This is a genomic window from Ramlibacter sp., from assembly GCF_050250995.1.
Classification (GTDB): Bacteria; Pseudomonadota; Gammaproteobacteria; order Burkholderiales; family Burkholderiaceae_C; genus Ramlibacter.
Window position 1 is genome coordinate 311428 of record NZ_JBFWNP010000003.1, and the last position, 24394, is coordinate 335821.

A 24394-nucleotide genomic window follows, 5' to 3' on the forward strand; every position below is an offset into this window, starting at 1 on the left:
CGGCCACCGCGAGCGGAGGCCGCTGTTGTGGTGGGTCAGGTGGGCTTGTTGTCGGGCTCGCGCACTTCCGGGATCGTGGCGATGACCTTGTTGGCGATCCGGCCCTGCACCTCGGCGACCTCGCGAACGTAGATGTTGTGGATCGGGTTCTGCGTGGCGGGGTTGAAGCGGAACGGCCCGCGGGGCGCGTTGAAGCGCATCGCGAGCATGGCCGCGCGCATCCGGTCCTTGTCCTGCGTGTTCCCGTCGATCGCCATCAGCGAGTGGTGGATGCAGCGCGCGGCCACGTAGCCGTATTCGGAATACACGCTCGGGTATTCCTTGTACTTGGCGCGATAGTCCGTGACGAACTTGCGGTTCTCGGGGTTGTCGAGCGTGTCGGTGTAGTGCAGCGCGCTCACGATGCCGAGCGCGTCGCGGCCCTGCGCGGGCAGCACGTCGCTTTCGACCAGGAAGCCGGACGCCACGCTCTTCATCGCGCCCTTGAGCCCGTACTCTGCATACTGCTTCACATAGCGGGTGGCATCGGAGCCGGCGAAGAACGAGAAAGTCGCGGGCGGCTTGGCGCTGCGCACGTCGGCCAGGTAGGCGCTGAAGTCGTTCGTTCCGAGCGGCGGGTAGATTTCCTTGATGATGCGCCCGCCGGCCCGCTGGAAGCCCAGCTTGAATTCGAGCACCGTGTCGCGGCCGCCCGCGAAATCGGACGCGAGCGTGATGCACTCGCGAGCGACGTTCTGGAACATCCAGGTGCCCAGGGCGCTGTGCGCCTGCCAGCCGTTGAACGAGCAGCGGAAGAACGTGGGCACGTTCACGTACGACAGCGCGCCCACGCCGGCGCCGGAGCAGAGGAAAAAGGTCTTCGACTGGCGGACGTAGTCGATGAGGGCCAGCGCCACGTTCGAGGCCTGCACGCCGGTCACCAGGTCGACGCGGTCGGACTCGACCAGCTTTTTCATCTTGGTCAGGCCGACCTGCGGGTTGATCTCGTCGTCTTCGCGGATCAGCTCGATCTTGCGCCCGGCGATCGTGTTGCCGATGCCGTCGAAGTAGAGATTCATGCCGTTCAGGTTGTGCGCCGCAAGCGCCGCGAACACCTTGGAGAACGAATTGAGTACGCCGATCTTCAGCGGCGCCTTCGACTGCGCGAGGAGCGCGGGCGCATAGCCGCCGAGAACGAGTGCGGAGCCGGCGGCGCCTGCCTGGAGGAAGCGGCGGCGCGGAACGGCCGCACCGGGCGTGGGGATGCTGCGAATCATCGTGTCTCCTCTTCCTGGCCCGGTCGGGCCGGTTGGTCGTATTGGTTCGACGCGGCCATTCTATGGCGCACCTCTGCCGTCCGCTTGTTCGCGGACGGAACAAATCCTGTTCCGCCGTCGTGTTGCCGCGGCGCTGCGGAGCGCGCAAACTCTCGGGCGAACAACGAGGAGACGCTCGCATGAGGCTGGCCAGTTTCGAGACCGCGCAGGGACGTCGCGGATTTGGTGCGGTGCAGAACAACGGGGCGATCGCGGCGCTCGATACGCCCGAGGTTCCGACGCTGCGCGACGCCCTGGCGACGTGGGGCGAGTCCGGCCTGCGCGAGCGCGCGGCCGGCGCGAAGGCCACGATCGAGCCGGGGCAGTTCAAGTGGCTGCCTCCCATCCTGCAGCCGGACAAGATCCTCTGCGTCGGCCTCAACTACCGGCGGCATGCGGAAGAAGCGGGCATGGCGATCCCGAAGCATCCGTCGATGTTCGTCCGCTTCCCGGGCGCGCAGGTCGGGCACGAGACGCCGACCGTCGCACCGTCCGCGTCCGAGCAGTACGACTACGAAGCCGAACTCGCGGTGATCGTCGGCCGCGGCGGGCGGCACCTGCGGGAGTCCGAGGCCATGAGCGCCATCGCCGGCTACGCCTGCTTCGCCGAGAACTCGGTGCGCGACTTCCAGAAGCATGCGGCGCAGGCGACGCCCGGCAAGAATTTCGAGGCGAGCGGCGCCTTCGGTCCCTGGATGACGACGGCCGACGAAGTCGCCGACCCGACGCGGCTGCAGGTGATCGGCCGCCTCAACGGCGAGGTGATGCAGGACGAGCCGGTGTCCAACCTCATCTTCTCCATCGCGCAGATCGTCGCCTACGCCTCGTCGTTCGCGAGACTGCTCCCGGGCGACGTGATCGTGACCGGTACGCCCGCAGGGGTCGGGGTGGCCCGCAAGCCGCCTCGCTGGCTGAAGCCGGGCGACGTCTTCGAAGTCGACATTCCCGGCGTCGGACTGCTGCGCAATCCGGTCGTCGCCGAAGCGGAGTCGCCGCGATGAGCACACCTGTCCTCTGGCTGACCGAGCAGGACGTCGTCTCGCTCGTCACCCTCGACGATGCGATTGCCGCGCTGGAACGCGCCGTGTCGGCCGAAGACGCGTTCAACGTGCCCAAGGCGCTCGCCACGTATGGCGACGGCGGCACGATGCACGCACTCGCGTCGGCGGCGCCTGCCCTCGATTACGCGGGATTCAAGACCTGGCTGCATACCAAGCGCGGCGCCACGGCCCTCTACGAGTTGTTCGACAGCCGCGACGGGAGCGTCAGGGCGGTGATCGAGGCCGGGGCGCTCGGGCAGTTGCGCACCGCGGCCATGACGGGCCTCGGCACGCGCTGGATGGCGCCCGAAGGCGCCGATGAACTCGGGCTGGTCGGCACCGGCCTGCAATCGATGGCGCAGGTCGCCGCGATCAACGCCGTTCGGCCGTTGCGGCGCGTGCGCGTCTTCAGCCCCACGCCGGAGAAGCGCCAGGCCTTCGTGGCGAAGCTGCGCGAGCGCTTCGGCGCGGAGATCGTCGAGGCGCAGAGCCTCGACGAGGCGGTCGACGGCGCGCCCATCGTGACCCTGGTCACGCGCGCACGCGATCCCTTCCTGCATGGGTCGGCGCTCGCACGCGGCGCGCACCTGAACGCGGTGGGCGCGATCCTGCCGGCCAATGCGGAATTCCACCCCGACGTCTTCGAACGGGTCGGCGCCGTGATGGTGGACGACGTGCCCAATGCGCAGAAGGCGTCGCGCGAGTTCATCGACCACTACGGCGGCGAGCGCGGCTGGAGTTCGGTGCGTTCGGTCGGCGAGGTCGTGCGCTCGGGCCGAAGCGCCCGCGCCGAAGGCTGCGACCTGACGCTCTTCAAGGCGATGGGCATGGGCCTGTCGGACCTCGCCGTGGCCATGATGGCGTACGAACGTGCACGCGAGCGGGGCCTGGGCCGCGAGATTCCCGCCGCGAAGCGCGCAGCCCTCACGTGGAAGGGCGACCGGTCGCCTCCCAAGGCCTGAGCGGCATCCCGAAAAAACAGGAGACAGACATGAGCGATACCTTCCAGTTCGTCGAAGTCGGCGGCAGCGCGCCGCGCGTGCAGCAGCAGTGGCCGTCCATCATCGTTCCGCGTTCGGCCATCGAGGCCGAGATCGAGCGGCTCGCGAGCATCCCGCTGCCGGCCACGGGCCGGCGCGCCTCGGCCATCTCGCACCCGCGCAACACGCACGAGGTGCCCGCCTTCGCCCCCGGAATCGACGTCACGATCCACGTGGTGAAGCCCGGCGAGTCCACCCCGCCGATGGCGCGCAGCGCGACGGCCGTGGACATGTGCATCCGCGGCTCGGGCGTCGCCTCGATCGGCCCGCGCGAGTTCGGCGTCGAGCGATTCGACGTGTGGAACACGCCGTCGATGGACCCGGTGTCCTACCGCAACACCGGCCAGGACCTCTTCGTGCGCATGTCGTACTCGAACGCGCCGCTGCTCGAGAAGCTCGAAGTCCATGTGACCGAGTCGAGCCCGAAGCCCGTGGCCTCCAACGAGTCGGCCGTGGCCGAAGGCGGGCCGCGCGCGCGCGACCAGGCCGAGTCGATCGACATCGGCAACGAAGGCGCGAAGCTTCTCGGCTACGAGTACCTGGTCGACATCGACGTGGTGCCCTCGCGCCCCCTGCTGTGGCCCTGGGCCGAGGTCGAGAAGCACATGGCCAACGTGTACAACCGCGACCGCAGCTACACGGGTCGGCACCTGTACCTGCTGTACAACCCGGCGACCGAGCGGCGCATGGGCACCTCGCACTGCTTCTTCGCGACGATTGCCAAATACCCGCCGGACAAGGTCGACCAGCCGCACCGGCACACCTCGGCGGCGATCAACTACTACTTCGAGGGGCATGGCAAGAGCGCGGTCGAAGGCCAGCGCATGGAGTGGGAGGCGGGCGACCTGCACTTTTCCGCACCGGGCTGGGCCGTCCACAACCACGGCTCGCGCGAGAAGGGTTTCTGCGCCCTCACCATCCAGGACCATCCGCTGCAGATCGCCATGGAGTCGCTGATCTGGCAGGAGACGCTGAAGTCGCCCATCGTCAAGCTCGGGTCGCAGCGCGGGTTCCAGACCAACATCGGCGAGATGCTGCGCGCCGCCTGAAGGACAGAAGGAGCCCTCGTGGACACCGGCACTGCTGCTACCAAGACGGTCAACGAGCTGGCGCGCTCGCTGGAGCGGCCGCCGCCGCTCGGCCCGGAGCTGCGCACCCTCACCATTGAACTGCGCGAGCTGTACGACGAAATCGCGGACCTGCTCGACCGCGACCAGGTCGAGCGCCTGCCCGCGTACTTCACGGACGACTGCCTCTACCAGGTCATTTCGCGCGAGAACCACGACCAGGGACTCCCGCAGGCGACGATCTTCTGCGACGGCATCACCATGCTGCGCGACCGCGTCCTCGCCTTGCGCCAGACACAGGTGTACGAGCCGCGTCATTGGCGCCACTTCGTCAGCGGCGTGCGCGTCGTCTCGGTGGATGGCGACGAGATCCGCGCGCAGGCGAATTTCCTCGTGACCGAGGCCATGTCCGACGCGGAACCGACCGTGCTGCTGGTGGGCCACTACCACGACCGCCTCGTTCGTCGCGACGGCGTTCTCCACTTCCGGGAGCGCAGCGCGGTGTACGACAACTACCGCGTGGTGCGATCGCTGATCGTGCCCGTCTGACCGAAGGACCCCCCATGGACATGGACACGCCGCGCGTCTGGCCCGCCGAAGGGTGGACCCGCGTCCCCTACTGGATCTACACCGACCCCGCGCTGTACAAGCGCGAGCTGGACACCTTCTTCTACGGCAAGGCCTGGAACTACGTCGCGCTCGACTGCGAGGTTCCGAACCCCGGCGACTACAAGCGCGCGTGGATCGGCGAGCGCCAGGTGGTGGTGGTGCGGGCGAAGGACCGCAGCATCCATGTCTGGGAGAACCGCTGCGCGCACCGCGGCGCCCGCGTGGTCTGGCAGAACAAGGGCCGTGTCGACTCGTTCACCTGCCCGTATCACCAGTGGAACTTCGCGCTCGACGGCAAGCTGCAGGGCGTGCCGCTCAAGCGCGGCGTGGCCGGCAAGGGAGGCATGCCCAGCGACTTCTCGAACGCGAACCACGGACTGTGTTCGCTGCGCGTACACGTCGAAGGCGGCTCGGTGTGGGCGACGTTCGCCTCCGACGGACCCACGTTCGAGGACTATTGCGGCCCCGAGATGTTGTCGCTGATCCGGCGCGTCTTCCCGGGACGCCCGCTCAAGCTCCTCGGCTACAGCCGCCAGCTGATCCCCAGCAACTGGAAGATGTACGTCGAGAACCTGAAGGATCCATATCACGCAACCCTCCTGCACTCGTTCCTGATCACGTTCGGCCTGTGGCGGGCCGACACGCAATCGGAGTCGGTGCCGGTGGCGGGCGGCAAGCACGGCATCATGGTGTCGCGCAACGTGGGCAAGAAGGCATCGGCGGAAACGGCCGAGATCCAGCGCAACAAGTCGCAGCTGGAACTGGAGGACGCGGACACGGTGACGCCGATCCGCGAATTCGACGACGGCAAGGTGATCGGCCTCACGATCTTCCCCAGTGTCGTCATGCACCAGCAGGCGAACACCCTCGGCATGCGCCACATCATCCCCAAGGGGCCGGGCGCGTTCGAGCTGTCGTGGACGTACTACGGATACGCGGACGAACCCGCCGAACTGACGCGGCTTCGCCTGCGCCACGCCAACCTGTACGGCCCGGCGGGCTACGTCGCGATGGAAGACGGCGAGGTCCTGTCGGAAGCGCAGCTCGGCGCGGCCGAGTACGGGCATCGCAGCGCGGTCGTCGAAATGGGCGGCAAGGACGTCGAGCCGCAGGACCACATGGTCACCGAGGTGCTGATCCGGGCCTTCTACAAGTATTACCGCGAAGCGATGGGGCTTTGACGCCGCCCGCGCGCGCGCTGCGTCCACTGTTCCTGGTGGTGTTCCTGCCGTTCTCCACCGGCTACTTTCTCTCCTTCCTGTTCCGCAGCATCAACGCAGTGATCGCGCCGGACCTGGCGCGCGACGTGGGGCTCGGCGCCTCGGGCCTGGGGCTGCTCACCGCGGCCTTCTTCATCGGCTTCGCCGCGGTGCAGCTGCCGCTGGGCGTGATGCTCGATCGCTGGGGCGCGGCGCGGGTGCAGGCCGTGCTGCTCGTCCTGGCCGCCGCGGGATCGGCGGCGTTCGCTGCGGGCGACGGGCTTGCGTCCCTTCTGTGGGCGCGCGCGCTCATCGGCATCGGCTGCGCGGGCGGCTTGATGGCGGCCTTCAAGTCGATCGTGAAGTGGTATCCGCCGCAGCGCCTGACGTTCGTCAACGGCTGCTACCTGGCCGTGGGCGGCCTGGGCGCCATTGCCGCGACGGCGCCGGTCGAAGCCCTCCTCGGCGTGGTCTCGTGGCGCGGCGTGTTCGGCGGCTTGTCGGTACTGTGCCTGGTGTCGGCGGCGTTGATCTTCTCGCTGGTGCCGCGCGGCGATGCGGTGAGCGATCCGCCCCCGCTGCGCACTCAGCTTCGCGAGCTGCACGGAATCCTGCGCGACCCGCTTTTCTGGCGCCTCGTCCCCGTCTCGCTCGCGGGGATGGGCGGCACGCTGGCGATCCAGGGATTGTGGGTCGGCCCCTGGCTTGCCGATGGCGTGGGGCTCGATCGCGGCGCCGTCGCGACGCGCCTGCTCGTCCTCAGCATCGCCATGACGGCCGGTTTCGTGCTGACCGGGCTCGTGGCCGATGCACTGCGTACGCGCGGCGTTTCGAGCCTGACCACGATGGCATGGGGCACCGCGCTGTCGATCGCAGCCCTCGCCCTCATCACCGCCGGCATCGATCCCAGCGGCACCTGGCACTGGATCGTGTTCGGCCTGTGCGGGCAGGTCACGGCGATGGTGTACCCCGCGATGTCGCGCCACTTCGGCGCCGCCTTCGCCGGACGCGCCGGCACGGCCAACACGCTCGTGGTCTTCGTCGGGATCTTCGCGCTCCAGTCCGCCATGGGCGCGATCATCGACCTGTGGCCTCGCAGCAGCGCGGGGACGTATCCGCCGCAGGCTTACCAGGCGGCCTTCGCGGTGGTGCTGGCCGGTCTGGTCCTCGGCCTGCTGTGGCTGGTGCGCCCCGGCAAGGACCGCGAGATGGCGCTGGCGCGCGTGGTTTAGTCGACGCGACATAAGATCGCGCCATGACTGGTGTTGCGAACGCTGCGAACCCGGCGACCTTCGCGGTCACCGCGCTTCCCGTGGGATTCGAGGACCTCGCGTCCCTGCGCATCTTCGCGCGGGTGGTCGAGCTGCAGAGTTTCTCCGAGGCGGCCCGGCGCATGGGGATCACGCCGTCCACGGTCAGCAAGCACATCTCGGCGCTCGAGGAGCAGTTCGGCACCCGGCTGGTGAACCGCACGACGCGGCGCCTGTCGATCACCGACGCCGGCACCCGCCTGTACCAGACTTATCGCCGCGTGATCGGCGAGTTGCAGGATGTCCGGGATGAGCTGGCCGCCATCGACAGCGAGCCGAAGGGGCACCTGCGGGTGTCGCTGCCCATTTCGCTGGGCGCGCGCAAGATCGCGCCGGCTCTGCCGGACTTCCTCAAGCGCTATCCGGCGATCACGCTGGGCATCGATCTTTCGCCGACCCGGGTGGACTTGCTGGGCGAGGACATCGAACTGGCGGTCCGCATCGCCGATCGCCTGCCCGATGGCGCGGTGGCGCTGCGGCTCGCGCCCTACCGTCGCGTCTTTTGCGCCGCGCCCTCCTACCTGGCCGAGCGCGGCGTGCCGCGCACGCCGGAGGACATCGAGTCCCACGACTGCCTGGTCGTTCCTGTCGCGAGCGGCGGGATGACGTGGACGCTGAACAGCCCGGAGGGCGTGGTCTCCGTGCCGGTCAAGGGCCGCATGGTGGTCAATCACGGCGACGCCATCTACGACGCCGCCATCGCGGGGCTCGGTCTGTCGATGCAGCCGCGGTGGCGGGTGCAGGAAGCGCTGGCGGACGGGCGCCTGGTCGAGGTGCTGCAGGAATACATCGGCCCCAAGCTCTGGATCTGGGCCGTGCTCGCGCGGCGCGGGGCGATGCCGTCGAAGGTCAATGCCTTCGTCGAGTTCCTGCGGGCGACGCTGGCGGATCTCGCCTGAGCTTCGGTCCGCGCGAAAATTTCCGGGATTCGCCTTGCAGACCGCGCACGCGGCCCGAGATGGGGTTATCTTTGCTGCACCGCAGCATATCAGGGAATCGAGATGCACCCCCCCCTCCATGCCATGGCGCAAGCCACGCGGCTGACGCGCGAAGGTCGATTGACCGAAGCCGTCGCCGCGATCCAGCACGCCCTGCGAAGCGCACCGACGGCAGAGCACGACGATGGCACGGTCGACGCGGCCCGGGACACCGCCGCCGCCGATCGCGCCGACGATCGAGGCGCCCTCGCCCGCCATCCGGCGGACATCGAAGACATTCCATTTCGCGAATTGCCTGCGGACGTCGAGCCGAGCGCGGCGTCGGACCGGCGGGAGCCCGCGGAGCAGCCCTCCGCGCCGGCAGACCCCGCGCCGGGCACGTTCACGTCGCACCGCTTCGCCTTCGGCCGGCACGCGTACCGCTACCGGCTTTTCGTACCGGGTTCTCCCGCCGCCGATCGCCCCGTGCTCGTCCTGCTGCACGGCTGCAAGCAGGATTCGGAGGACTTTGCACGCGGCACCGCGATGAACGAGCTGGCGCGCACCCATGGCTGCATCGTCGTCTATCCGGAGCAACTGCGCAGCGCGAACAACATGGGGTGCTGGAACTGGTTCGATCCTGCGCACCAGCGACGCGGGGCCGGTGAACCGGCGATGATCGCGGCGCTCGCAAGCAAGGTAGCGGCCGAGCACGGGGGCGACCCGCGCCGCATCTACGTGGCGGGCCTCTCCGCAGGGGGAGCCATGGCGGCGCTCGTCGCGCGTTTGTACCCCGAGGTGTTCGCCGCCGTCGGCGTGCATTCCGGCTTGCCACCGGCCGCGGCCCACGATGTCGCCTCGGCCCTGCGCGTGATGCGCAACGGCTCGCGCAAGGCGAGTGCGCCGGCTGCGTACCCCCCCGTGCCGACCATCGTCTTCCACGGCAGCGCCGACAAGACGGTGCATCCCTCCAACGCCGAACAGGTCGTGCGCGAGTCGCTGGATGCGTGGCGCCAGGAAGGCGTGACCCTCGATCGCGAACAGGAATCCATCGGCGGCACGGAACGCCAGGCGATGCGCACACGCTACGTCTCTCGCGACGGCCACGTCCTGCTCGAGAAATGGGACGTCGCGGCCGGGCCGCACGCGTGGTCGGGAGGGGAAGCCGGCGGCTCGTACACGGACCCGCAAGGGCCTTCCGCATCGAGGGCGATGCTGGAGTTCTTCATGGCGCACCGATCCCGGTTTGCGTGACGCCGGCGGGCGGCGTACGCTGGGACACCTCACCGAGCTCGCAAGGAGCGGGCAATCCGCACTTGCGGTGAGCCGCACGGCCCGGAAGCGCTCAACTCGCCGACTGCGGCCGCAAGGAGACCGTCGTGAACGCCTCGTCGCCCGGCCGCTGCGCCTTCGCGTACGCCTCATCCAAAGGCGGAATCCGCAGGACCAGCAAGTGGCAACCCGCATCCCCTGCCTCGAGCGCGAGCGCTTCGTTCGCGAAGAACAGCTGCTCGGGCGCTTCCAGCTTGCGTTCCGCGGCCGTCAGCGTTCCCTCCAGCACCACGACGAACTGGCCCCAGGCGCACTCCGCGAGCGTCGTCTTCTCGCCCGCCGCCAACCGCAACTGCTCCGCGTACAACGGACCTTGCGCATCGCCCAGCAGCGCATGCGAACCTTGCGCATCCCTTGCCACCGCCTCCGACGTCGCATGCGCCTTCGGCCCTGCCAACATCGCCGAACGCGCCGCGGGAAGAAAGCCCGCACCGAAGTCGTATTGCGCGCGCAGCGTGAAGTAACTCAGGCCCTCGGGACCCGCCGCGATGGGGCCGTAGCCCGTGTACGCGCCCGCGTAATGCACCACGCACCCCGCGAGCGGCTGCTTTCCGATGCTGCCGCTGCCCTGCACGAACACCTGGAACTGGTTCTCGCGATGGAAGTGCGCGGGCAGCACCGCGCCGGGCGGCTGCTCGATGAGCACGGAAGTCGGCGCGAAGTCGTCGACGCGCTCGCCCTCCATGAAGCTGCGCCGGCGAAAGAGCGAGCCGTTCACCACGGCTTCCTTCTTCATCGTGGAGGCATGGCTTTCGAGGCCGAAGGCGATCATGGCGAACGCTCCTTGAGTTCTCTTGTTCCGCTCAACGCGGACGCATGAGTTCCATCAGCACCGACACATCCTTGGCCGACTCTAGGTCAAGCACGGCGGCCACCGCATCGTCGATGGCCTTGGGCGACAGCACTTCCGCCGCGTTGTGGCGGAACTTCGCGACGAGTTCGTCGGTGGTCATGTAGGTCGTCGGGTCGGGCGAGGGGCTGCCCTTCGGGTAGCGCTTCTCCTCGACGAAGGTCTGGCCGCGCGCCTTGATCTCCACGCGCGCCGGCCGCGACGCGCCCTGCTCCGCGAGCTTCTTCGCATCGTCGGGGAACGGCAGCGTGGTGACGCGGTTCATGAGCGAAATCACCGAGGGATCGAACACCGTCTCCGGCGTCTGCCATGCGCGGCCCGGCGGAACGCGATGCGCGCCGACCGCGATGCCGTGCGCCATGCTGAACTGCGCATCGTGGACGTGATGGATGTCCTTCGTGAGCCAGGCGGGCCCGGTGGCGAAGCTCTCGATGTAGACCGTCATCGCCTCGATCTCGTCGGGCTTCAGGTCGTGTTCTTCGACCAGCTTGTAGATGCAGTCGAGCGAGCTGTGCAGCACGCGGCAGTGCGGATACGGCTTGTAGATCTGCTCGGACGTGAAGTTCCACTTCGTGCCGAGATCGTCGGTGATCCTCGACGGCTCCCAGCGCTGCGTGCCGATCATGCGCGCGAAGCCGTGCTCGGCGTCGTCGAGCACGACCAGGTCGCCGCGGTGGCCCATCGCGGCCATGTTGGCCGAGGTCATCGCCGTCTGCACCAACACGCCCGCGAACTGGTATTTCACGGTCGTGTTCGGATAGTGCGAGTGGAACGCGGTCATCGCCTGCACGGGCACGACGGTGCCTGCGATGCCGAGCGAATCGGCGATCGTCTTCTTCGCCTGCCGCTGGATCATCGCGATGGCCGCGGTCGCGCCGAAGATCGTGCTGCTGAAGCCGTACACCGGCGGCGCCGACAGGCCCGAGCCGGTGGGCACGCGCAGCGGATCCATCGCCTTGCTCATCCGCCAGGACATTTCGTGCGAGGCCGCGATGGCGGCCAGCAGCTCCTTGCCGCTGCGCGCCAGCGATTCGGCATACGCCAGCGCGCCGGGCAGCACGTAGGGCGTGACGTGGCCGGGCGCGAGGATCGCGTCCATGTCGAGCGCATTGATCAGCTCGCCGTTGGCGAAGGCCGCGCCGAACACGGACGTGCGCTGCGCGCTGCCGATGGTCGTGGCCTCGGTCGTCGCGCCACCGAGCATGCGGCCGTAGTCGATGCCGATCCTGCCCTTGGGATGGTCGATGGCGGCCAGCGCGCAGCCGAGGGAATCGAGCAGCAGGCGCTTGGCCTCCTGCGCGACAGGGGCGGGAAGGTTCTCGTACCGGACATCCGTGGAAAACGAAGCCAGTTGTTCGACGATGCTCAAGCGTGTCTCCTGCGGCCCGCGGCCGACGTTCGGCCACCAGCATGGGCGAGCCCGCGGCGGCCCGCAATGGGGCACGCGCGGAGATGTTCCACATGTCGAAACATCCGGGGCGGGCGCCCCGCCCTTCTACTTCGCCAGGTCGAGAAGTCGCGCCAGCTCGGCCAGGTCGGCCGGCTTCACCAGGTGGTGATCGAATCCCGCCTCCCCGGCACGCTGCCGGTCCTTCGTGCCGCCATAGCCGGTGAGCGCGATGTACATCGCGTCGCGGGAGCGTCGCTGCTCGCGCAGCGCACGCGCGAGTTCGTAGCCGTTCATGCCCGGCAGCCCGATGTCGAGGATGAAGACGTCGGCCGCGAAGCTTTCCGCGAGCGCGAGCGCCTGCACGGCGTCGTGCGCCACCCGCACCTCGTGGCCCAGGGTCTCGAGCAGCACGCCCAGGGTCTCGGCGCCGTCGCGGTTGTCGTCGACCACCATCAAGCGCAGCGCGCCGGGCGCGGCCGCCGCGCCGCTCGCCGTCGCGGCGGCCGCGGGCACCGGAGCCTGCGCGGGCAGGCGCGGCAGTGTGACGGTGAACGCACTGCCCTCGCCGCGCCCTTCGCTTTCGGCCGCGACGCGGCCGCCGTGCAGCTCGACGAGGCTTCGCACCAGCGAAAGGCCGAGGCCGAGCCCGCCCTGCTGGCGGTCGGGCGTGCGTTCGCCCTGGGTGAACAGGTCGAAGATGTGCGGCAGCAACTGCGCGTCGATGCCCGTGCCGTTGTCCGCGATGCGCACCTCCACGAACTCCGCGCCCTCGGGCGCGGACAGCGCGAGCGTCAGCGTGCCCGAGGGCGGCGTGTATTTCGCCGCGTTGTTGAGAAGGTTCGAGATCACCTGTACGAGCCGCGTCGCATCGCCGAGCACGTACACGTCGCCCGACGCGATCTGCGTCGCGAGCCGGTGGCCGCGCGCGTCGATCAGCGGACGGACCTGTTCGATGGCGTTGCCGATCACCGCCTTCAGGTCGACGGGTATGCGCTCGAGCTCGACCAGTCCGCGCGTCACGCGCGACACGTCGAGCAGGTCGTCGACCAGCTCCGTCATGTGCAGCACCTGGCGCGCGATGATGTCCGCCGAGCGCTCGACGTATTTCGCGTCCGAGGGCGCGGCCTTCAGCAGGTGCGCGGCCGTGCTGATAGGGGCGAGCGGGTTGCGCAGCTCGTGCGCGAGCATGGCGAGGAACTCGTCCTTGCGGCGGTTGTTCGCAAGGAGTTCCTCGCGCACCATCTTCTGCTCGTGGACGTCGGTGCAGGTGCCCATCCAGCGCACGATGCGGCCCTCGGCGTCGCGCACCGGCAGCGCCCGGCCGAGCACCCAGCGGTATTCGCCGGAGCGATGGCGCAGCCGGTATTCGATCTCGTAGGTGTCGCCCGTGGCCAGGCTGTGGCGCCACTCGTCCCACGCATGCTGCTGATCGTCGGGATGGAACATGTCGTTCCAGCCTTCGCCGTCCGTGGTGCCCGGCGGCACGCCGGTGTAGTCGTACCACTGGCGGTTGTAGTAGTCGTGGAAGCCGTCGGGCAGCGTCGACCACACCATCTGCGGCAGGGCGTCCGCGATGGTCCGGAATCGCGCCTCGCTCTCGCGCAGCGCCTGTTCCGCCATGACGCGGTCGGTCACGTCGACGCCCTGCACGAAGATGCCGCTCACGGACCCGTCCTCGTCGCGAATGGGCTGGAAGACGAAATCGACATAGCGAACGACGGGCGCCACGCCGGGATCGGGCTGGATCTCGTAGCGCGAGGCGACGGCGGAGTACGGCTCGCCCGTCAGAAAGACGCGATCGAGCAGGGCCGTGTAGCCCTGGGCCACCGCGTCGGGGAGCGCCTCGGCGATCGCCTCGTCCAGGACTTCCCGCCCGACCAGCTTCACGTAGCGCGGGTTCGCCAGCACCACGCGGTGCGACGGGCCTTCGAGCAGCGCCATGAAGCTGGGCGCCTGCTCGAACATGCGCGCCAGGCGCTCGCGCTCGCCCTGGACGATGCGCCGCGCACGAACCTTCTCGGTCGTCTCGATGACCACCGCCATGACGCCCGCGGGCTCGCCGCGCTCGTCGAGCATCGGGGAATAGTCGAGGTCCATCCACACCGGCTCGCCGACGCCGCTGCGGTACAGCACCAGCTCCTGGTCCTTGTAGCTGAGGTTGCCGCCGGCCAGGCCGACCTTCATGACGTTGTCGTTGAACTCCGCGACCTCGGGCCAGCCCTTGCGCACCTCCGAGCCGAGCAGCCGCGGATGGCGGCCGCCCGCGAACACCGAATAGGCGTCGTTGTAGATCATGTAGCCGAGCGGGCCCCAGAGCATGACGATGGGAACCTTCGCGCGCAGCATCAGCGCGGTGGCGGTCTTGATGTGTTCGGGCCAGCGTTCCAGCGGGCCGAGCGCGGTCGCGCTCCAGTCATGGGCCGCAATGAGCCGGGCGAGCTCGCCGCCGCCGCGGAGGAAGGGAAATTCGGAGGGAAATGGGAGCGGGTGGGACATCGGCGCGCCGGGGGCGCTGCGAGTCTAACCGGGTCCTCTGCGCTTTGGGGGTCGCGGATGACCGCGCGCTACGATGCGGGATCCGTCCACGAGGTTCCGCCATGGCCATCGCCGCCTTCGACCACGCCGCCGTCCCCGCCGGCAAGCCCCGCGAGCTCATCGCCTTCTACGGCGCGCTCGGTTTCGGCGTCCCCGACGCGGAGCAATGGCTCGCCACGAACGACCGCAAGTTCGAGGTCCGGTTCGGCCCGAACAAGATCAACTTCCACGCCCCACGGCTGTGGCAGGACAAGAGCTTCACGCTCAAGGGTCCGAGCGCCACGCCGGGCTGCGGCGACTTCTGCTTCGTGTGGGACGGCACGGTCGCCGAGCTTCAGGCGACGCTCGCGAAAGCGAACGCCGAGATCGTCGAAGGCCCCTGTCCGCGCGAGGGCGGGCGCGGGCCGGGCACGAGCATCTACACGCGCGACCCCGACGGCAACCTGCTCGAGTTCATCGTCTACGGCTGAGTTGCGCGCCGATCACACCTCGGCGAGACCCGCCGCGGCCGGCAGCCCGCCCACCGTGTCGACGAACTCCTCCAGCATGTCCTGGATGCGCTGGCGCACCGAACTCTCGTTGTCGATGATGCCGACGATCTGGCCCACCGGGCAGGTCATGTAGTCCAGCGCGCGCGCCCGGTCGATGCGAAGCCGCGCCTCGGCGTTCAGCACGCTCTGCCACGGCATTGGCAGCGTGCCCGGCGCGCCCGGCTGCACCCACGCCTCGGTGTACTTGCTGCGCAGCATGCGGCCCGGCTTGCCCGTCTTGGAGCGCGTCTGCACCGCCTGGTCCGACTTCGCCTTGAAGAGCAGTTGCTTCATCTCGTCGGTCAGGTCGCTCTCGCGCGTGCCGTGCCAGATCGAGCCGCACCACACGCCCTTGGCGCCCAGCGCGAACGCGGCGGCCATCTGCCGGCCGCGCCCCACGCCGCCCGCCGCGAGCACCGGCATCGGCGCGACCGCATCGACCACCTCGGGCCACAGCACCATCGAGCTCACCTGGCCGGTGTGGCCCGCGGCCTCGGTGCCCTGCGCGATGACGAAGTCGAGGCCGGCGGCCTTGTGCTTCAGCGCATGCTCCACCTTGCCGAGGATCGCGCCGACCTTGATGCCCATGCCCTGGATGCGGTTCAGGATGTCCTTCGGCGGCGAGCCGAGCGCGCTCACGACCATCTTCACGTTCGGGTGGCGCAGCGCGACCTCGACGATCTCGTCCGCGAACTCGGGCGTGATGTGCATCGACTCGATTTCCTCGCGCAGCATGCGCTCGCGCTCGGCGGCCGGCAGCGGCGGGATGCCGGCGTCGTCGAGCAGCTGCCGCTGCCACCGCACGTGGCCCTCGGGCAGCTTCGCGGGGTCGAGCGGCTCGCCCACGGTCTCGTACTTCTGCGGCAGCAGCATGTTCACGCCATAGGGCTTGCCCTGCACCTGCTCGTCGATCCAGGAGAGTTCGACCTCCAGCTGTTCGGGCGTGTAGTAGGCGGTGCCGAGGCAGCCCATGCCGCCCGCGCGCGTGATCTCCGCCACGACGTTGCGGCAGTGCGAGAACCCGAAGACGGGGATGTCGATGCCGAACATGCGGCACATCGCGTTGTCGATCATTTCCTGCTCCAGAACTAAAGAAAGCCTATAGATAGTACAACAAGCCAGGACATCATCCGCGCCCGCGCCCACGTCCGCCGAACAAGTCCGACATCTCCCCCGCGGCCGCGACGAGCGCCGCGAGGTACGCCTCCTTCTTCTGGAACGCGCGCGAGGACGGCGCGCCGATGCCGAGCGATGCGACGACATGGCCGGGGCTCGAGAAGACGGGCGCGGCGAAGCCGTACACCTCTTCGGAAAACTCGCCGTTGCTCACGACGAAGCCGCGTTCGCGAACCTCTTCCACGCGCTTGAGCACGCTCGCGCGGTCCGTGAGCGTGGACGCGGTGAATTGCGTGAGTTCCACGTCGCGCAGGTAATCCTGCGTCCACTGCGGCGGCTGCCACGCCATGAGCACGAAGCCCGAGGACACGCAGTACAGCGGCCGACGCACGCCGGGCCGCACGACATAGCGCACGGAGCGCGTCGACTCCACGACTTCGACGTACTCGAGTTCGCCCTCGTGCGGATGCAGCACGCTGAGCGACACGGTCTCGCCCACGTCCCCGGCCAGGCGCGCCATGAGCGGCTGCAGGCTCGCGAACATCGAGGTCTTGCTCGTGGCCAGCGCGAGGCGGAACAGCGCGGGGCCGGCGAGATATTTGCGGTCCGTCTGCGCGAGGTAGTTCTGCGCCACGAGCGGCCGCAACAGGTTGAACAGGCTCGTCTTCGGTATCTCGAGCTGCGCGCCGAGCTCCGCGAGGCTCAGCCCGCCGGGCACGCCCGCGATCACCTCCAGCACGCGCAGCGTTCGCGCGGGCGACATGGGGCCGGCATCGTCCGCCATCCGGTCTTTCACCGTCGTCACTCTTTTTTCCGCATTCGTTCCCATATCCGAACATCCTTGGTTTAGCGCGAACTATGGACTCATTTCCAGCGGCGCGCGCTAAGGGATTGACCTGAGCGAAGCCGCCGGATCGGCCCATTATCCTCATCGGAACAAACAAATCAAGAAATTCCTATATCCGAACAATGCTCGCCCAGCAGCTTCTCAACGGCGTCGTCGTCGGCGCGGTCTACGCGCTCTTCGCGCTCGGCTTCACGCTCGTGTTCGGCGTGAACCGCATCATGAACATGGCGCACGGCTCGGTGCTGACCTGCGGCGCGTTCGCCGGTCTCTTCTGCGTGACGGCCTTCGATGCGCCGCTGCCGCTGGCACTGATCGCGGCCGCGGTCGTCGGCGGACTCGTGTCGGTGCTGATGGACGTCCTGGTGTTCCGCCGCCTGCGCGCGCAGCACAACGCGGAGTTCACGACCATCGTCGCCTCGATGGGGATCGACCTCATCCTGCTGTCGATCGCGCAGAAGGCGTCCAACACGCAGGTGCTGCGCTTCCCGCAGGACACGTTTCCCGTGGTGATCTTCACCGTCATGGGCCTGCGCATCCAGCTGCTCCAGTTGCTCATCGTGCTGGCGAGCCTGGTGCTCGTCGCGCTGCTGCTGCTGTACCTGTATCGCACCTCGTTCGGGCTGCAGGTGCGCTCGGTCGCGTTTTCGGGCGAGACGTCCAAGCTCTTCGGCATCGCGCCCAACGGCGTGCATTTCCAGGTGTTCTTCGTGTCGGGCGCGCTCGCGGGCATCGCGGGCGTGCTCGTCGGCCTCGCCTTCAACTCGGTCCACTTCATGATGGGCGAGTCGCTGCTGCTGCGGGCCTTCGTCGTCATCATCCTCGGCGGCCTCGGCAGCATCTCGGGCACGCTCGTCGCGGCGATGCTGATCGGCATCGTGCAGACGCTGAGCGTCGCCTACGTCTCGACGGGCGTCGCCGATGCCATCGTCTTCGCGACCCTCTTCGCCGTGCTGGTGGTGCGCCCCACGGGCCTGCTCGGCGACGGCGCCGGCGCACTGCGGGTGGCACGCCAATGATCGACTACCTCCTGAGCTATGCGTCGGTGCTCGACGCCATCCTCATCGGCAGCCTGCTCGCCATGAGCCAGTTCGTCGTGCTGCGGGCGGGCGTGTTCTCGCTCGCGCCGGCCGCGTTCGCAGCGGTGGGCGCGTACACGGCGGCGCTGATGGTCAAGAACGCCGGCATGCATCCGGCCCTCGCGGTCGTCGCCGCCATGGCGCTCGGCACCCTGCTCTCCGCCATCGTCGCGCTGCCGCTGTCGCGCCTGCGCGGCGTGTTCCAGGCGCTCGCCACGCTCGCGCTCGTGCAGGTGGTGATGTCCTTCACGCTCACGGCCACGCCCCTCACCAATGGCGCGATCGGCATCAACAGCATCCCGCGCTCGCTCGGCACCGGTTGGCTTCTCGTGCTCGTCGCCGCGGTGATCCTGCTGCTGCATGCGATCTGTTCGCACGGCATCGGCCGCGCGTTCAACGTGATCCTGCAGGACGAGACCGTGGCCGCGAGCCTGGGCGTGCAGGTCGCGAAGTACCACCGCATCGCCTTCCTGCTCTCGGGCTGCATCGGCGGGCTGGCGGGCGCCGCCATCGCGCTCAGCTCCTACACGATCCAGCCCAGCCTCTTCGGCTTCCACATGCTCGTGAACGTGCTCGCGATGGTGGTGCTGGGGGGCACCGGCTCGGTGTGGGGACCGCTGATCGGCGCGGCCATTCTCACCCTGCTGCCCGAGATGTTCCGCGTGTTCGCGGACTACCGCACCGTCGTGCAGGGCGTCCTGCTGTGCATCTGCATCATGTTCATGCCGCGCGGCGTCACGCATAGCTGGCGCTTCCGCCGCGCCGCCAGGCCGCCGGCCCCCACGAAACTCGCGGAGGCCTCGCGTGCCTGAACTCGTCCTCTCCGGGGTCTCGCGCAACTTCGGCGGCCTGCCCGCCGTGGCCGACCTCAGCATGACCGTGCCGCCCGGCCGCATCACGGGCCTGATCGGGCCCAACGGCGCGGGCAAGACGACGGTGGTCAACATGATCGCCGGATTCCTCAAGCTCACGACGGGCAGCATCCGCCTGGGCGGCGTGGACATCGGCGAGGCCGAAGCGCCCGAGGTCGCGCGCGCCGGTGTGGCCCGGACCTTCCAGAACATCCGCCTGATGGCCGAGGGCACGGTGCTCGAGAACGTGATGGCCGGCTTCCACCGTCACGAGACCGCGTCGCTGTTGTCGAACTTCCTCGCCCTGCCCTCGGCGCGCGCCGAAACGGCGGCCCTGCGCGACAAGGCCATGGGGATGCTGGAGCGCTTCGGCATGGCCGCTTTCGCCGCGGTGCCCGCGGGCACCGTGTCGTACGGCCACCAGCGGCGCATCGAGATGATGCGCGCGCTCGCCGCGCAGCCTTCGGTGCTGCTGCTCGACGAGCCCGTGGCCGGCATGAACGACACCGAGGCCTCGGAGCTCGACGCGATCTTCCGCGAAGTGGCGGCGCAGGGCGTGGCGATCCTGCTCATCGAACACAACATGCGCTTCGTGATGTCGCTGTGCGAGCACATCCACGTGCTGGCCTCCGGCCGGCTCATCGCGCAGGGCACGCCGGCCGAAATCGGCAGCCACCCGGACGTCGTGAATGCCTATCTCGGAGCCGAGGCATGCTGAGAGTCGAAGACCTGAGCGTCGCCTACGACGGCATCCAGGCGCTGCGCGGCGTGAGCCTGGAAGTCGGCGCGGGCGACATCTTCGCGCTCGTCGGCTCCAACGGCGCGGGCAAGTCGACGCTGCTCAACACGCTGAGCGGGCTCGTGAAGCCATCGAGCGGGCGCATCCTGCTCGAAGGAAAGGACATCACGTCGCTGCCCGCGCATGCCCGCGCGCGCGCCGGCCTGATCCAGGTCCCGGAAGGCCGTCGCGTCGTCGCGCCGCTCACCGTGGCGGAGAACCTCGAACTCGGCAAGCAGGCCGCCGGCGCACGCGGCCCCGGCGCCATCGAGCGCATCCACGAACTCTTTCCCACGCTGAAGGAGCGCGCCGCGCAGTTGTCCGGCACGCTCTCGGGCGGCCAGCAGCAGATGCTCGCCATCGGCCGCGCCCTCATGGGCAACCCGCGCGTGCTCCTGCTCGACGAGCCGAGTCTCGGCCTCGCGCCCGTCGTCGTGCAGGAAGTGTTCCGCGCGCTCGTCGAACTCAATCGCGGCGGCCTGAGCATCCTGCTCGTGGAGCAGAACGCGCGCCTCGCGCTGCGCACCTCGCGCCAGGCGGCCGTGCTCGAACGCGGCCGCATCGTGCGCACGGGCGCCTCCGCCGACCTTGCCGCCGACCCCACGGTCGTCGACCTTTATCTCGGCCGCGCAAGCGGCGCTTCCACCTCATCCCTCCAAGGAGTCTCGACATGAAAACGATCACCCGGCGCGGCATCGTCCGCGCATTGGCGTCGGTGTGCCTCGCGAGCGCCGCCGCGCTGCCGGCCGCCGCGCAGGAAGTCACCATCGGCGTGATGAACGCGCTGACCGGCACCTACGCCTTCGGCGGCGTGCCCTACCAGAACGCGATGAAGATGGCGCTGGAGGAAGCGAACGCGAAGCGCGAACTCGGCGCGGTGCGCATCAAGATCGTCGAAGGCGACACCGCCGGCGACAAGGCGCAGTCCCTCAACCTCCTGAACCAGTTCGCGCGGCGCGACCGCGTGCTGATGGTGCTCGGCCCCACGTCGAGCGGCGAGGCGCTGGGCGCGGTCGCGCTCGCCAACGAGCTCAAGGTGCCGATGTTCGCGGCCGGCCTGTCGAACGACATCCTCGCCGCCGGCCCCTGGACCTTCAAGATGCTGCCGCAGCAGAAGGAATCGATGACCGTGCTGGCGAAGCATGCCGTCGGCAAGATGGGCATCAAGCGCATCGCCTTCGTGTTCGACCAGGGCAGCGACGGCTACACCGCCATCAAGAACGCCGCGCGCGATGCGGTGCGCGCCGAGGGCGGCACCATCGTCGCCGAGGAAGGCATCCAGGCGAGTGAATCGAACTTCATGGCGCTCGCGACCAAGGCCGCGTCGATGAACGCGGACGCGATCTTCATGGCCGCGCCGGCCGAAGTCATCGCGAACATCGCGATCCAGTTCCGCCAGTCCGGCCTGCCCGCGACCGTGCGCCTGCTCGGCCCGCCGGTCATGGCCTCGCAGAACTTCCTGAAGATCGGCGGCAAGGCGGTGGAAGGCAGCGTCTTCGTCGCCGACTACGTGACGCAGAATCCGAGCGCCGCCAACCAGACCTTCATCAAGACCTACACCGAGCGGTTCAAGGTCGCCCCGGACAACTGGGCCGCGGTCGGCTACACGCTGGGCCGACTGGCCGTCGAAGCGATCAAGAACGCCGGCCCGAACCCGGACCGCGAGAAGGTGCGGGCCGAGCTCGCGAAGCTGCGCAACGTGCCGGTGCTGATCGGCAGCGGCCGCTTCAGCTTCGACGAAGGCCGCAACCCGATGTACGGCGCGACGCTGGTGACGGTGCGCAACGGCCAGTTCGCGCTGGCGCAGTAAGCGCGATGCGGGTGACGGATCGGGGAGGGGCGGCGCGATGATGCTGCTCGAAGGGCGCAAGGCCCTCGTCACGGGCGGCGGCTCGGGCATCGGCCGTGCCGCCTGCCTGATCTTCGCGCGCGAAGGCGCGTCGGTGTGCGTCGCCGACCGCAACGTCGAAGCGGCCGAGGCCGTGGCGCGCGAGATCGCGAACGCGGGCGGGCGCGCGCTTGCCGTCGAAGCGGACGTCAGCGTTGCGTCGGACGTGGTGCGCATGCTCGACCGCGCGGATGGCGCGTACGGCCCCGTCGACTGCTACTTCAACAACGCGGGCATCGGCACGACCGAGACGCACAGTCGCGGCAAGCCGCTGGCCGACATCGAACTGGAGGACTGGAACCGCATGATCGGGGTCAACCTGACCGGCGTGTTCCTCTGCCTCAAGTACCAGTTGCCGCGTCTGAAGCGCGGCGGCTCCATCGTCAACAACGCCTCCATCGGCGGCCTGATCGGCCTGCCCAACGCGGCGGCGTACGTGGCGAGCAAGCACGGCGTGGTCGCGCTGACCAAGAGCGCGGCGGTGGAATATGGACAGGCCGGCATCCGGGTCAACGCGGTATGCCCCGGCCATGTCGCGACGCCGCTGCTCGGCTCCAACACGCGCGACGGCGATGCGCTGTCGATGCGCAATCCGATGCAGCGCTATGGCAGCGCCGACGAGATCGCCGAGCTGGTGGCGTGGTTGAGTTCGTCCCGCGCATCCTTCGTCAACGGGTCCACCTTCACGGCCGATGGCGGCCGGCTGGCGGGCGGTTGACGATCACGACTTCGACTCGAAAGGAGTCCCGCATGCCGAGCCCCGAATACGCCAAGTTCCTCGCGATGCTCGGGCCGCCGAAGCCCGACGCCTTTCCGCCGCTGGAAGACCGCCGCAAGATGGTCGACCAGTGGGGCGAGATGCTGCCCCCGGCCGCCGACGTGCGGTTCGACAAGGACGCGATCGCGGGCGTGCCGGTGCTCTGGACGCGCACGCCCCAGTCGAGGGACGACCGCCTCATCGTGTACCTGCACGGCGGCGGCTTCACCATGGGCTCGGCGCACAACTACCGCGACATGGTGTCGCGCTTCGCTCGCGCCGCGGAAGCGACGGCCGTCTCCATCGAATACCGCCTCGCGCCGGAACATCCCTTCCCTGCGGGGCTCGACGATGTCGTGGCGGTGTACCGCGAGCTGATCCGCACGGGAAGGCCGCCCTCGCGCATCGTGTTCGCCGGCGACTCCGCGGGCGCGGCGCTCGCCGTCTCCGCGCTGCTGCGCCTGCGCGACGAAGGCGCGCCGCTGCCCGCTTGCGCCGTATGCGTCTCGCCCTTCGCCGACCTCACGCTGAGCGGCGCGTCGATGGAGAAGAACGCGGCGCACGACCCCATCGTGCAGCGCAAGAGCGCAGGCGGCAGCGTCGCCCGCTACGCGCAGGGCGTCGCGCCGGACCATCCGCTGGTGTCGCCGATCTTCGCGTCGTTCGAGCGCGTTCCGCCGCTGCTGATCCTCGCCGGCACGAAGGAAAGCCTGCTCGACGACTCGGTGCGCCTGGCCGAGCGCGCGCGCTCGCACGGCGTGGACGTCGAATTCGAGACGGCGCAGGACATGATCCACATCTGGCCGTACTTCGCCGCGTGGTTCCCCGAGGGGCAGGCGGCCCTGGAACGCATGGGCGCCTACGTCGGCAAGCGCCTGGCCTGAAGCGCAAGGCTTGAAGCGCCTGACCGGCGCGCTTGCCGGAGGGTCGTGCGGGAAAGTATGATGCTTGTTAGGCCAAGCAGACACCTGCACAGGAGACCTCATGAGCTTCACCCCGACGCGACGCGTGTTCGCGTCCTCCCTCATCGCCCTCGCCGCCTCCGGCGCGCTGGCCCAGTCCGGCTATCCCAACAAGCCGATCCGCATCGTCGTGCCCTTCGGCCCCGGCAGCGGAACGGACGTGGTCGCGCGCATCATCGCGGAGGAACTGCAGGGCGAACTCGGCCAGACGGTCATCGTCGAGAACAAGCCCGGCGCCAATGGCACCATCGCCGCGGACCTCGTGGCGAAGGCGCCGGCCGACGGCTACACGCTCGTGATGGGCGGCAGCTCCACGCACTCGTCCGCACCGAGCCTGTTCAAGAACCTGCCCTACGATCCCGTCACCGACTTCACGATGGTCGGCAACACGGTCGAGACGCAGTTCGCGCTGGTCGTGCGCGCCGAGTCGCCCGCGCAATCGCTGAAGGAGCTCACCGCGCTGCTGCAGGCGAAGGCCGGCAAGGGCACTTTCGGCTTCGGCTCGGCCACGACGCAGATCGCGGGCGCGGCGTTGATGAAACGCCTGAACCTGAACGTCACGCCGGTGCCGTACAAGAGCAACCCGCTCGCCATCACCGACCTGATCGGCGGCCAGTTCGACTTCATGTTCCTCGACCTCACGACGGCCATGCCGCAGATCCGCGGCGGCCGCGTCCGCGCGCTGGCTGTCGCCGCACCGGCGCGCGTGAGCGAGCTGCCGCAGGTGCCGGTGTTCGCCGAAATCGGCGTGCCCAACTTCACGCTCTACAGCTGGCTCGGCATCATGGGTCCCAAGGGCCTGCCCGAGCCCGTGGCCGACCGGCTCGCCAACGCCATGACGAAGATCATGAACAAGCAGACGGTGAAGGATCGCCTGGCGCCCACGGGCAAGCCGATCCCGCCCGTGGCGCGCTCGACCTATCCCGCCTACCTGCGCGAGCAGCGCGACGGCTGGGCCGGCAAGATCAAAGATGCGGGCATCCAGCCCGAGTGAACAACTCCCCG

At 68.9% G+C, this 24394-nt stretch carries 23 protein-coding genes; 17 read left to right on the plus strand and 6 right to left on the minus strand.

Translation table 11 applies throughout. The features are described 5' to 3' along the window. Nucleotides 1-35: 35 nt before the first annotated feature. Nucleotides 36-1256 (minus strand): ABC transporter substrate-binding protein, encoded by a 1221-nt coding sequence (locus tag AB7E83_RS05180; RefSeq protein ID WP_428566041.1) that lies wholly within the window; start codon nt 1254-1256, stop codon nt 36-38. 179 nt (nt 1257-1435) lie between these two features. Between AB7E83_RS05180 and AB7E83_RS05185 the strand changes: the two genes are divergently transcribed. From AB7E83_RS05185 to AB7E83_RS05220, 8 genes are all read left to right on the plus strand, one after another. Then, a complete protein-coding gene (locus AB7E83_RS05185) occupies nt 1436-2296 on the plus strand; it encodes a fumarylacetoacetate hydrolase family protein (protein WP_428566043.1) in 861 nt (286 codons plus the stop codon). After that, on the plus strand, nt 2293-3297 hold the full coding sequence (locus tag AB7E83_RS05190; protein ID WP_428566045.1) for an ornithine cyclodeaminase family protein: 1005 nt from the start codon (nt 2293-2295) through the stop codon (nt 3295-3297). Before AB7E83_RS05185 ends, AB7E83_RS05190 begins: the two co-directional genes overlap by 4 nt. A gap of 29 nt (nt 3298-3326) precedes the next feature. Then, a complete protein-coding gene (locus AB7E83_RS05195) occupies nt 3327-4424 on the plus strand; it encodes a cupin domain-containing protein (RefSeq protein WP_428566048.1) in 1098 nt (365 codons plus the stop codon). A gap of 69 nt (nt 4425-4493) precedes the next feature. Continuing rightward, nucleotides 4494-4991 (plus strand): aromatic-ring-hydroxylating dioxygenase subunit beta, encoded by a 498-nt coding sequence (locus tag AB7E83_RS05200; protein ID WP_428566170.1) that lies wholly within the window; start codon nt 4494-4496, stop codon nt 4989-4991. Between the two features lie 14 nt (nt 4992-5005). Continuing rightward, nucleotides 5006-6232, plus strand: a complete 1227-nt coding sequence (locus AB7E83_RS05205) for an aromatic ring-hydroxylating dioxygenase subunit alpha (protein ID WP_428566051.1) — start codon at nt 5006-5008, stop codon at nt 6230-6232. Beyond that, the gene (locus AB7E83_RS05210; RefSeq protein WP_428566054.1) at nt 6229-7482 is read left to right on the plus strand and encodes an MFS transporter; all 1254 of its coding nucleotides are present in this window, start codon (nt 6229-6231) and stop codon (nt 7480-7482) included. The genes AB7E83_RS05205 and AB7E83_RS05210 overlap by 4 nt, the downstream gene beginning before the upstream one ends. A 23-nt stretch (nt 7483-7505) precedes the next feature. Further along, complete coding sequence (locus tag AB7E83_RS05215; protein WP_428566058.1) at nt 7506-8459, plus strand: LysR substrate-binding domain-containing protein; 954 nt, start codon at nt 7506-7508, stop codon at nt 8457-8459. Between the two features lie 102 nt (nt 8460-8561). Further along, a complete protein-coding gene (locus tag AB7E83_RS05220) occupies nt 8562-9731 on the plus strand; it encodes an extracellular catalytic domain type 1 short-chain-length polyhydroxyalkanoate depolymerase (RefSeq protein ID WP_428566061.1) in 1170 nt (389 codons plus the stop codon). A 91-nt stretch (nt 9732-9822) separates the two neighbouring features. Here the strand turns inward: AB7E83_RS05220 and AB7E83_RS05225 are convergent, their stop codons facing one another. From AB7E83_RS05225 to AB7E83_RS05235, 3 genes are all read right to left on the minus strand, one after another. Further along, nucleotides 9823-10581 carry a hypothetical protein gene (locus AB7E83_RS05225; RefSeq protein WP_428566064.1) on the minus strand — a complete coding sequence of 253 codons (759 nt, stop codon included), beginning with the start codon at nt 10579-10581 and terminating at the stop codon, nt 9823-9825. 31 nt (nt 10582-10612) lie between these two features. After that, nucleotides 10613-12028 (minus strand): MmgE/PrpD family protein, encoded by a 1416-nt coding sequence (locus AB7E83_RS05230; RefSeq protein ID WP_428566067.1) that lies wholly within the window; start codon nt 12026-12028, stop codon nt 10613-10615. A 126-nt stretch (nt 12029-12154) separates the two neighbouring features. Continuing rightward, nucleotides 12155-14545 carry a PAS domain-containing protein gene (locus AB7E83_RS05235; protein WP_428566070.1) on the minus strand — a complete coding sequence of 797 codons (2391 nt, stop codon included), beginning with the start codon at nt 14543-14545 and terminating at the stop codon, nt 12155-12157. A gap of 101 nt (nt 14546-14646) precedes the next feature. Here AB7E83_RS05235 and AB7E83_RS05240 point away from each other — a divergent pair, with 101 nt between their 5' ends. Beyond that, nucleotides 14647-15054: a VOC family protein gene (locus AB7E83_RS05240; protein ID WP_428566072.1), complete on the plus strand. Its 408-nt coding sequence runs from the start codon at nt 14647-14649 to the stop codon at nt 15052-15054. 12 nt (nt 15055-15066) lie between these two features. Here the strand turns inward: AB7E83_RS05240 and AB7E83_RS05245 are convergent, their stop codons facing one another. Both AB7E83_RS05245 and AB7E83_RS05250 read right to left on the minus strand, forming a co-directional pair. Beyond that, on the minus strand, nt 15067-16188 hold the full coding sequence (locus AB7E83_RS05245; protein WP_428566075.1) for an NAD(P)H-dependent flavin oxidoreductase: 1122 nt from the start codon (nt 16186-16188) through the stop codon (nt 15067-15069). 52 nt (nt 16189-16240) lie between these two features. Next, nucleotides 16241-17035: an IclR family transcriptional regulator gene (locus tag AB7E83_RS05250; RefSeq protein WP_428566077.1), complete on the minus strand. Its 795-nt coding sequence runs from the start codon at nt 17033-17035 to the stop codon at nt 16241-16243. 164 nt (nt 17036-17199) lie between these two features. Between AB7E83_RS05250 and AB7E83_RS05255 the strand changes: the two genes are divergently transcribed. The 8 genes from AB7E83_RS05255 (at nt 17200) to AB7E83_RS05290 (ending at nt 24383) form a co-directional block, all read left to right on the plus strand. Then, the gene (locus tag AB7E83_RS05255) at nt 17200-18093 is read left to right on the plus strand and encodes a branched-chain amino acid ABC transporter permease (RefSeq protein WP_428566080.1); all 894 of its coding nucleotides are present in this window, start codon (nt 17200-17202) and stop codon (nt 18091-18093) included. Beyond that, complete coding sequence (locus AB7E83_RS05260; RefSeq protein WP_428566083.1) at nt 18090-18965, plus strand: branched-chain amino acid ABC transporter permease; 876 nt, start codon at nt 18090-18092, stop codon at nt 18963-18965. The genes AB7E83_RS05255 and AB7E83_RS05260 overlap by 4 nt, the downstream gene beginning before the upstream one ends. Further along, nucleotides 18958-19722 carry an ABC transporter ATP-binding protein gene (locus tag AB7E83_RS05265; protein WP_428566086.1) on the plus strand — a complete coding sequence of 255 codons (765 nt, stop codon included), beginning with the start codon at nt 18958-18960 and terminating at the stop codon, nt 19720-19722. The genes AB7E83_RS05260 and AB7E83_RS05265 overlap by 8 nt, the downstream gene beginning before the upstream one ends. After that, a complete protein-coding gene (locus tag AB7E83_RS05270) occupies nt 19716-20456 on the plus strand; it encodes an ABC transporter ATP-binding protein (protein WP_428566089.1) in 741 nt (246 codons plus the stop codon). Before AB7E83_RS05265 ends, AB7E83_RS05270 begins: the two co-directional genes overlap by 7 nt. Continuing rightward, nucleotides 20453-21592 (plus strand): ABC transporter substrate-binding protein, encoded by a 1140-nt coding sequence (locus AB7E83_RS05275; RefSeq protein ID WP_428566092.1) that lies wholly within the window; start codon nt 20453-20455, stop codon nt 21590-21592. The genes AB7E83_RS05270 and AB7E83_RS05275 overlap by 4 nt, the downstream gene beginning before the upstream one ends. Before the next feature lie 37 nt (nt 21593-21629). Beyond that, nucleotides 21630-22388 (plus strand): SDR family NAD(P)-dependent oxidoreductase, encoded by a 759-nt coding sequence (locus AB7E83_RS05280; protein WP_428566094.1) that lies wholly within the window; start codon nt 21630-21632, stop codon nt 22386-22388. A gap of 32 nt (nt 22389-22420) precedes the next feature. Beyond that, complete coding sequence (locus AB7E83_RS05285; RefSeq protein ID WP_428566097.1) at nt 22421-23311, plus strand: alpha/beta hydrolase; 891 nt, start codon at nt 22421-22423, stop codon at nt 23309-23311. Between the two features lie 100 nt (nt 23312-23411). Then, complete coding sequence (locus AB7E83_RS05290; protein ID WP_428566100.1) at nt 23412-24383, plus strand: Bug family tripartite tricarboxylate transporter substrate binding protein; 972 nt, start codon at nt 23412-23414, stop codon at nt 24381-24383. Nucleotides 24384-24394: the final 11 nt, after the last annotated feature.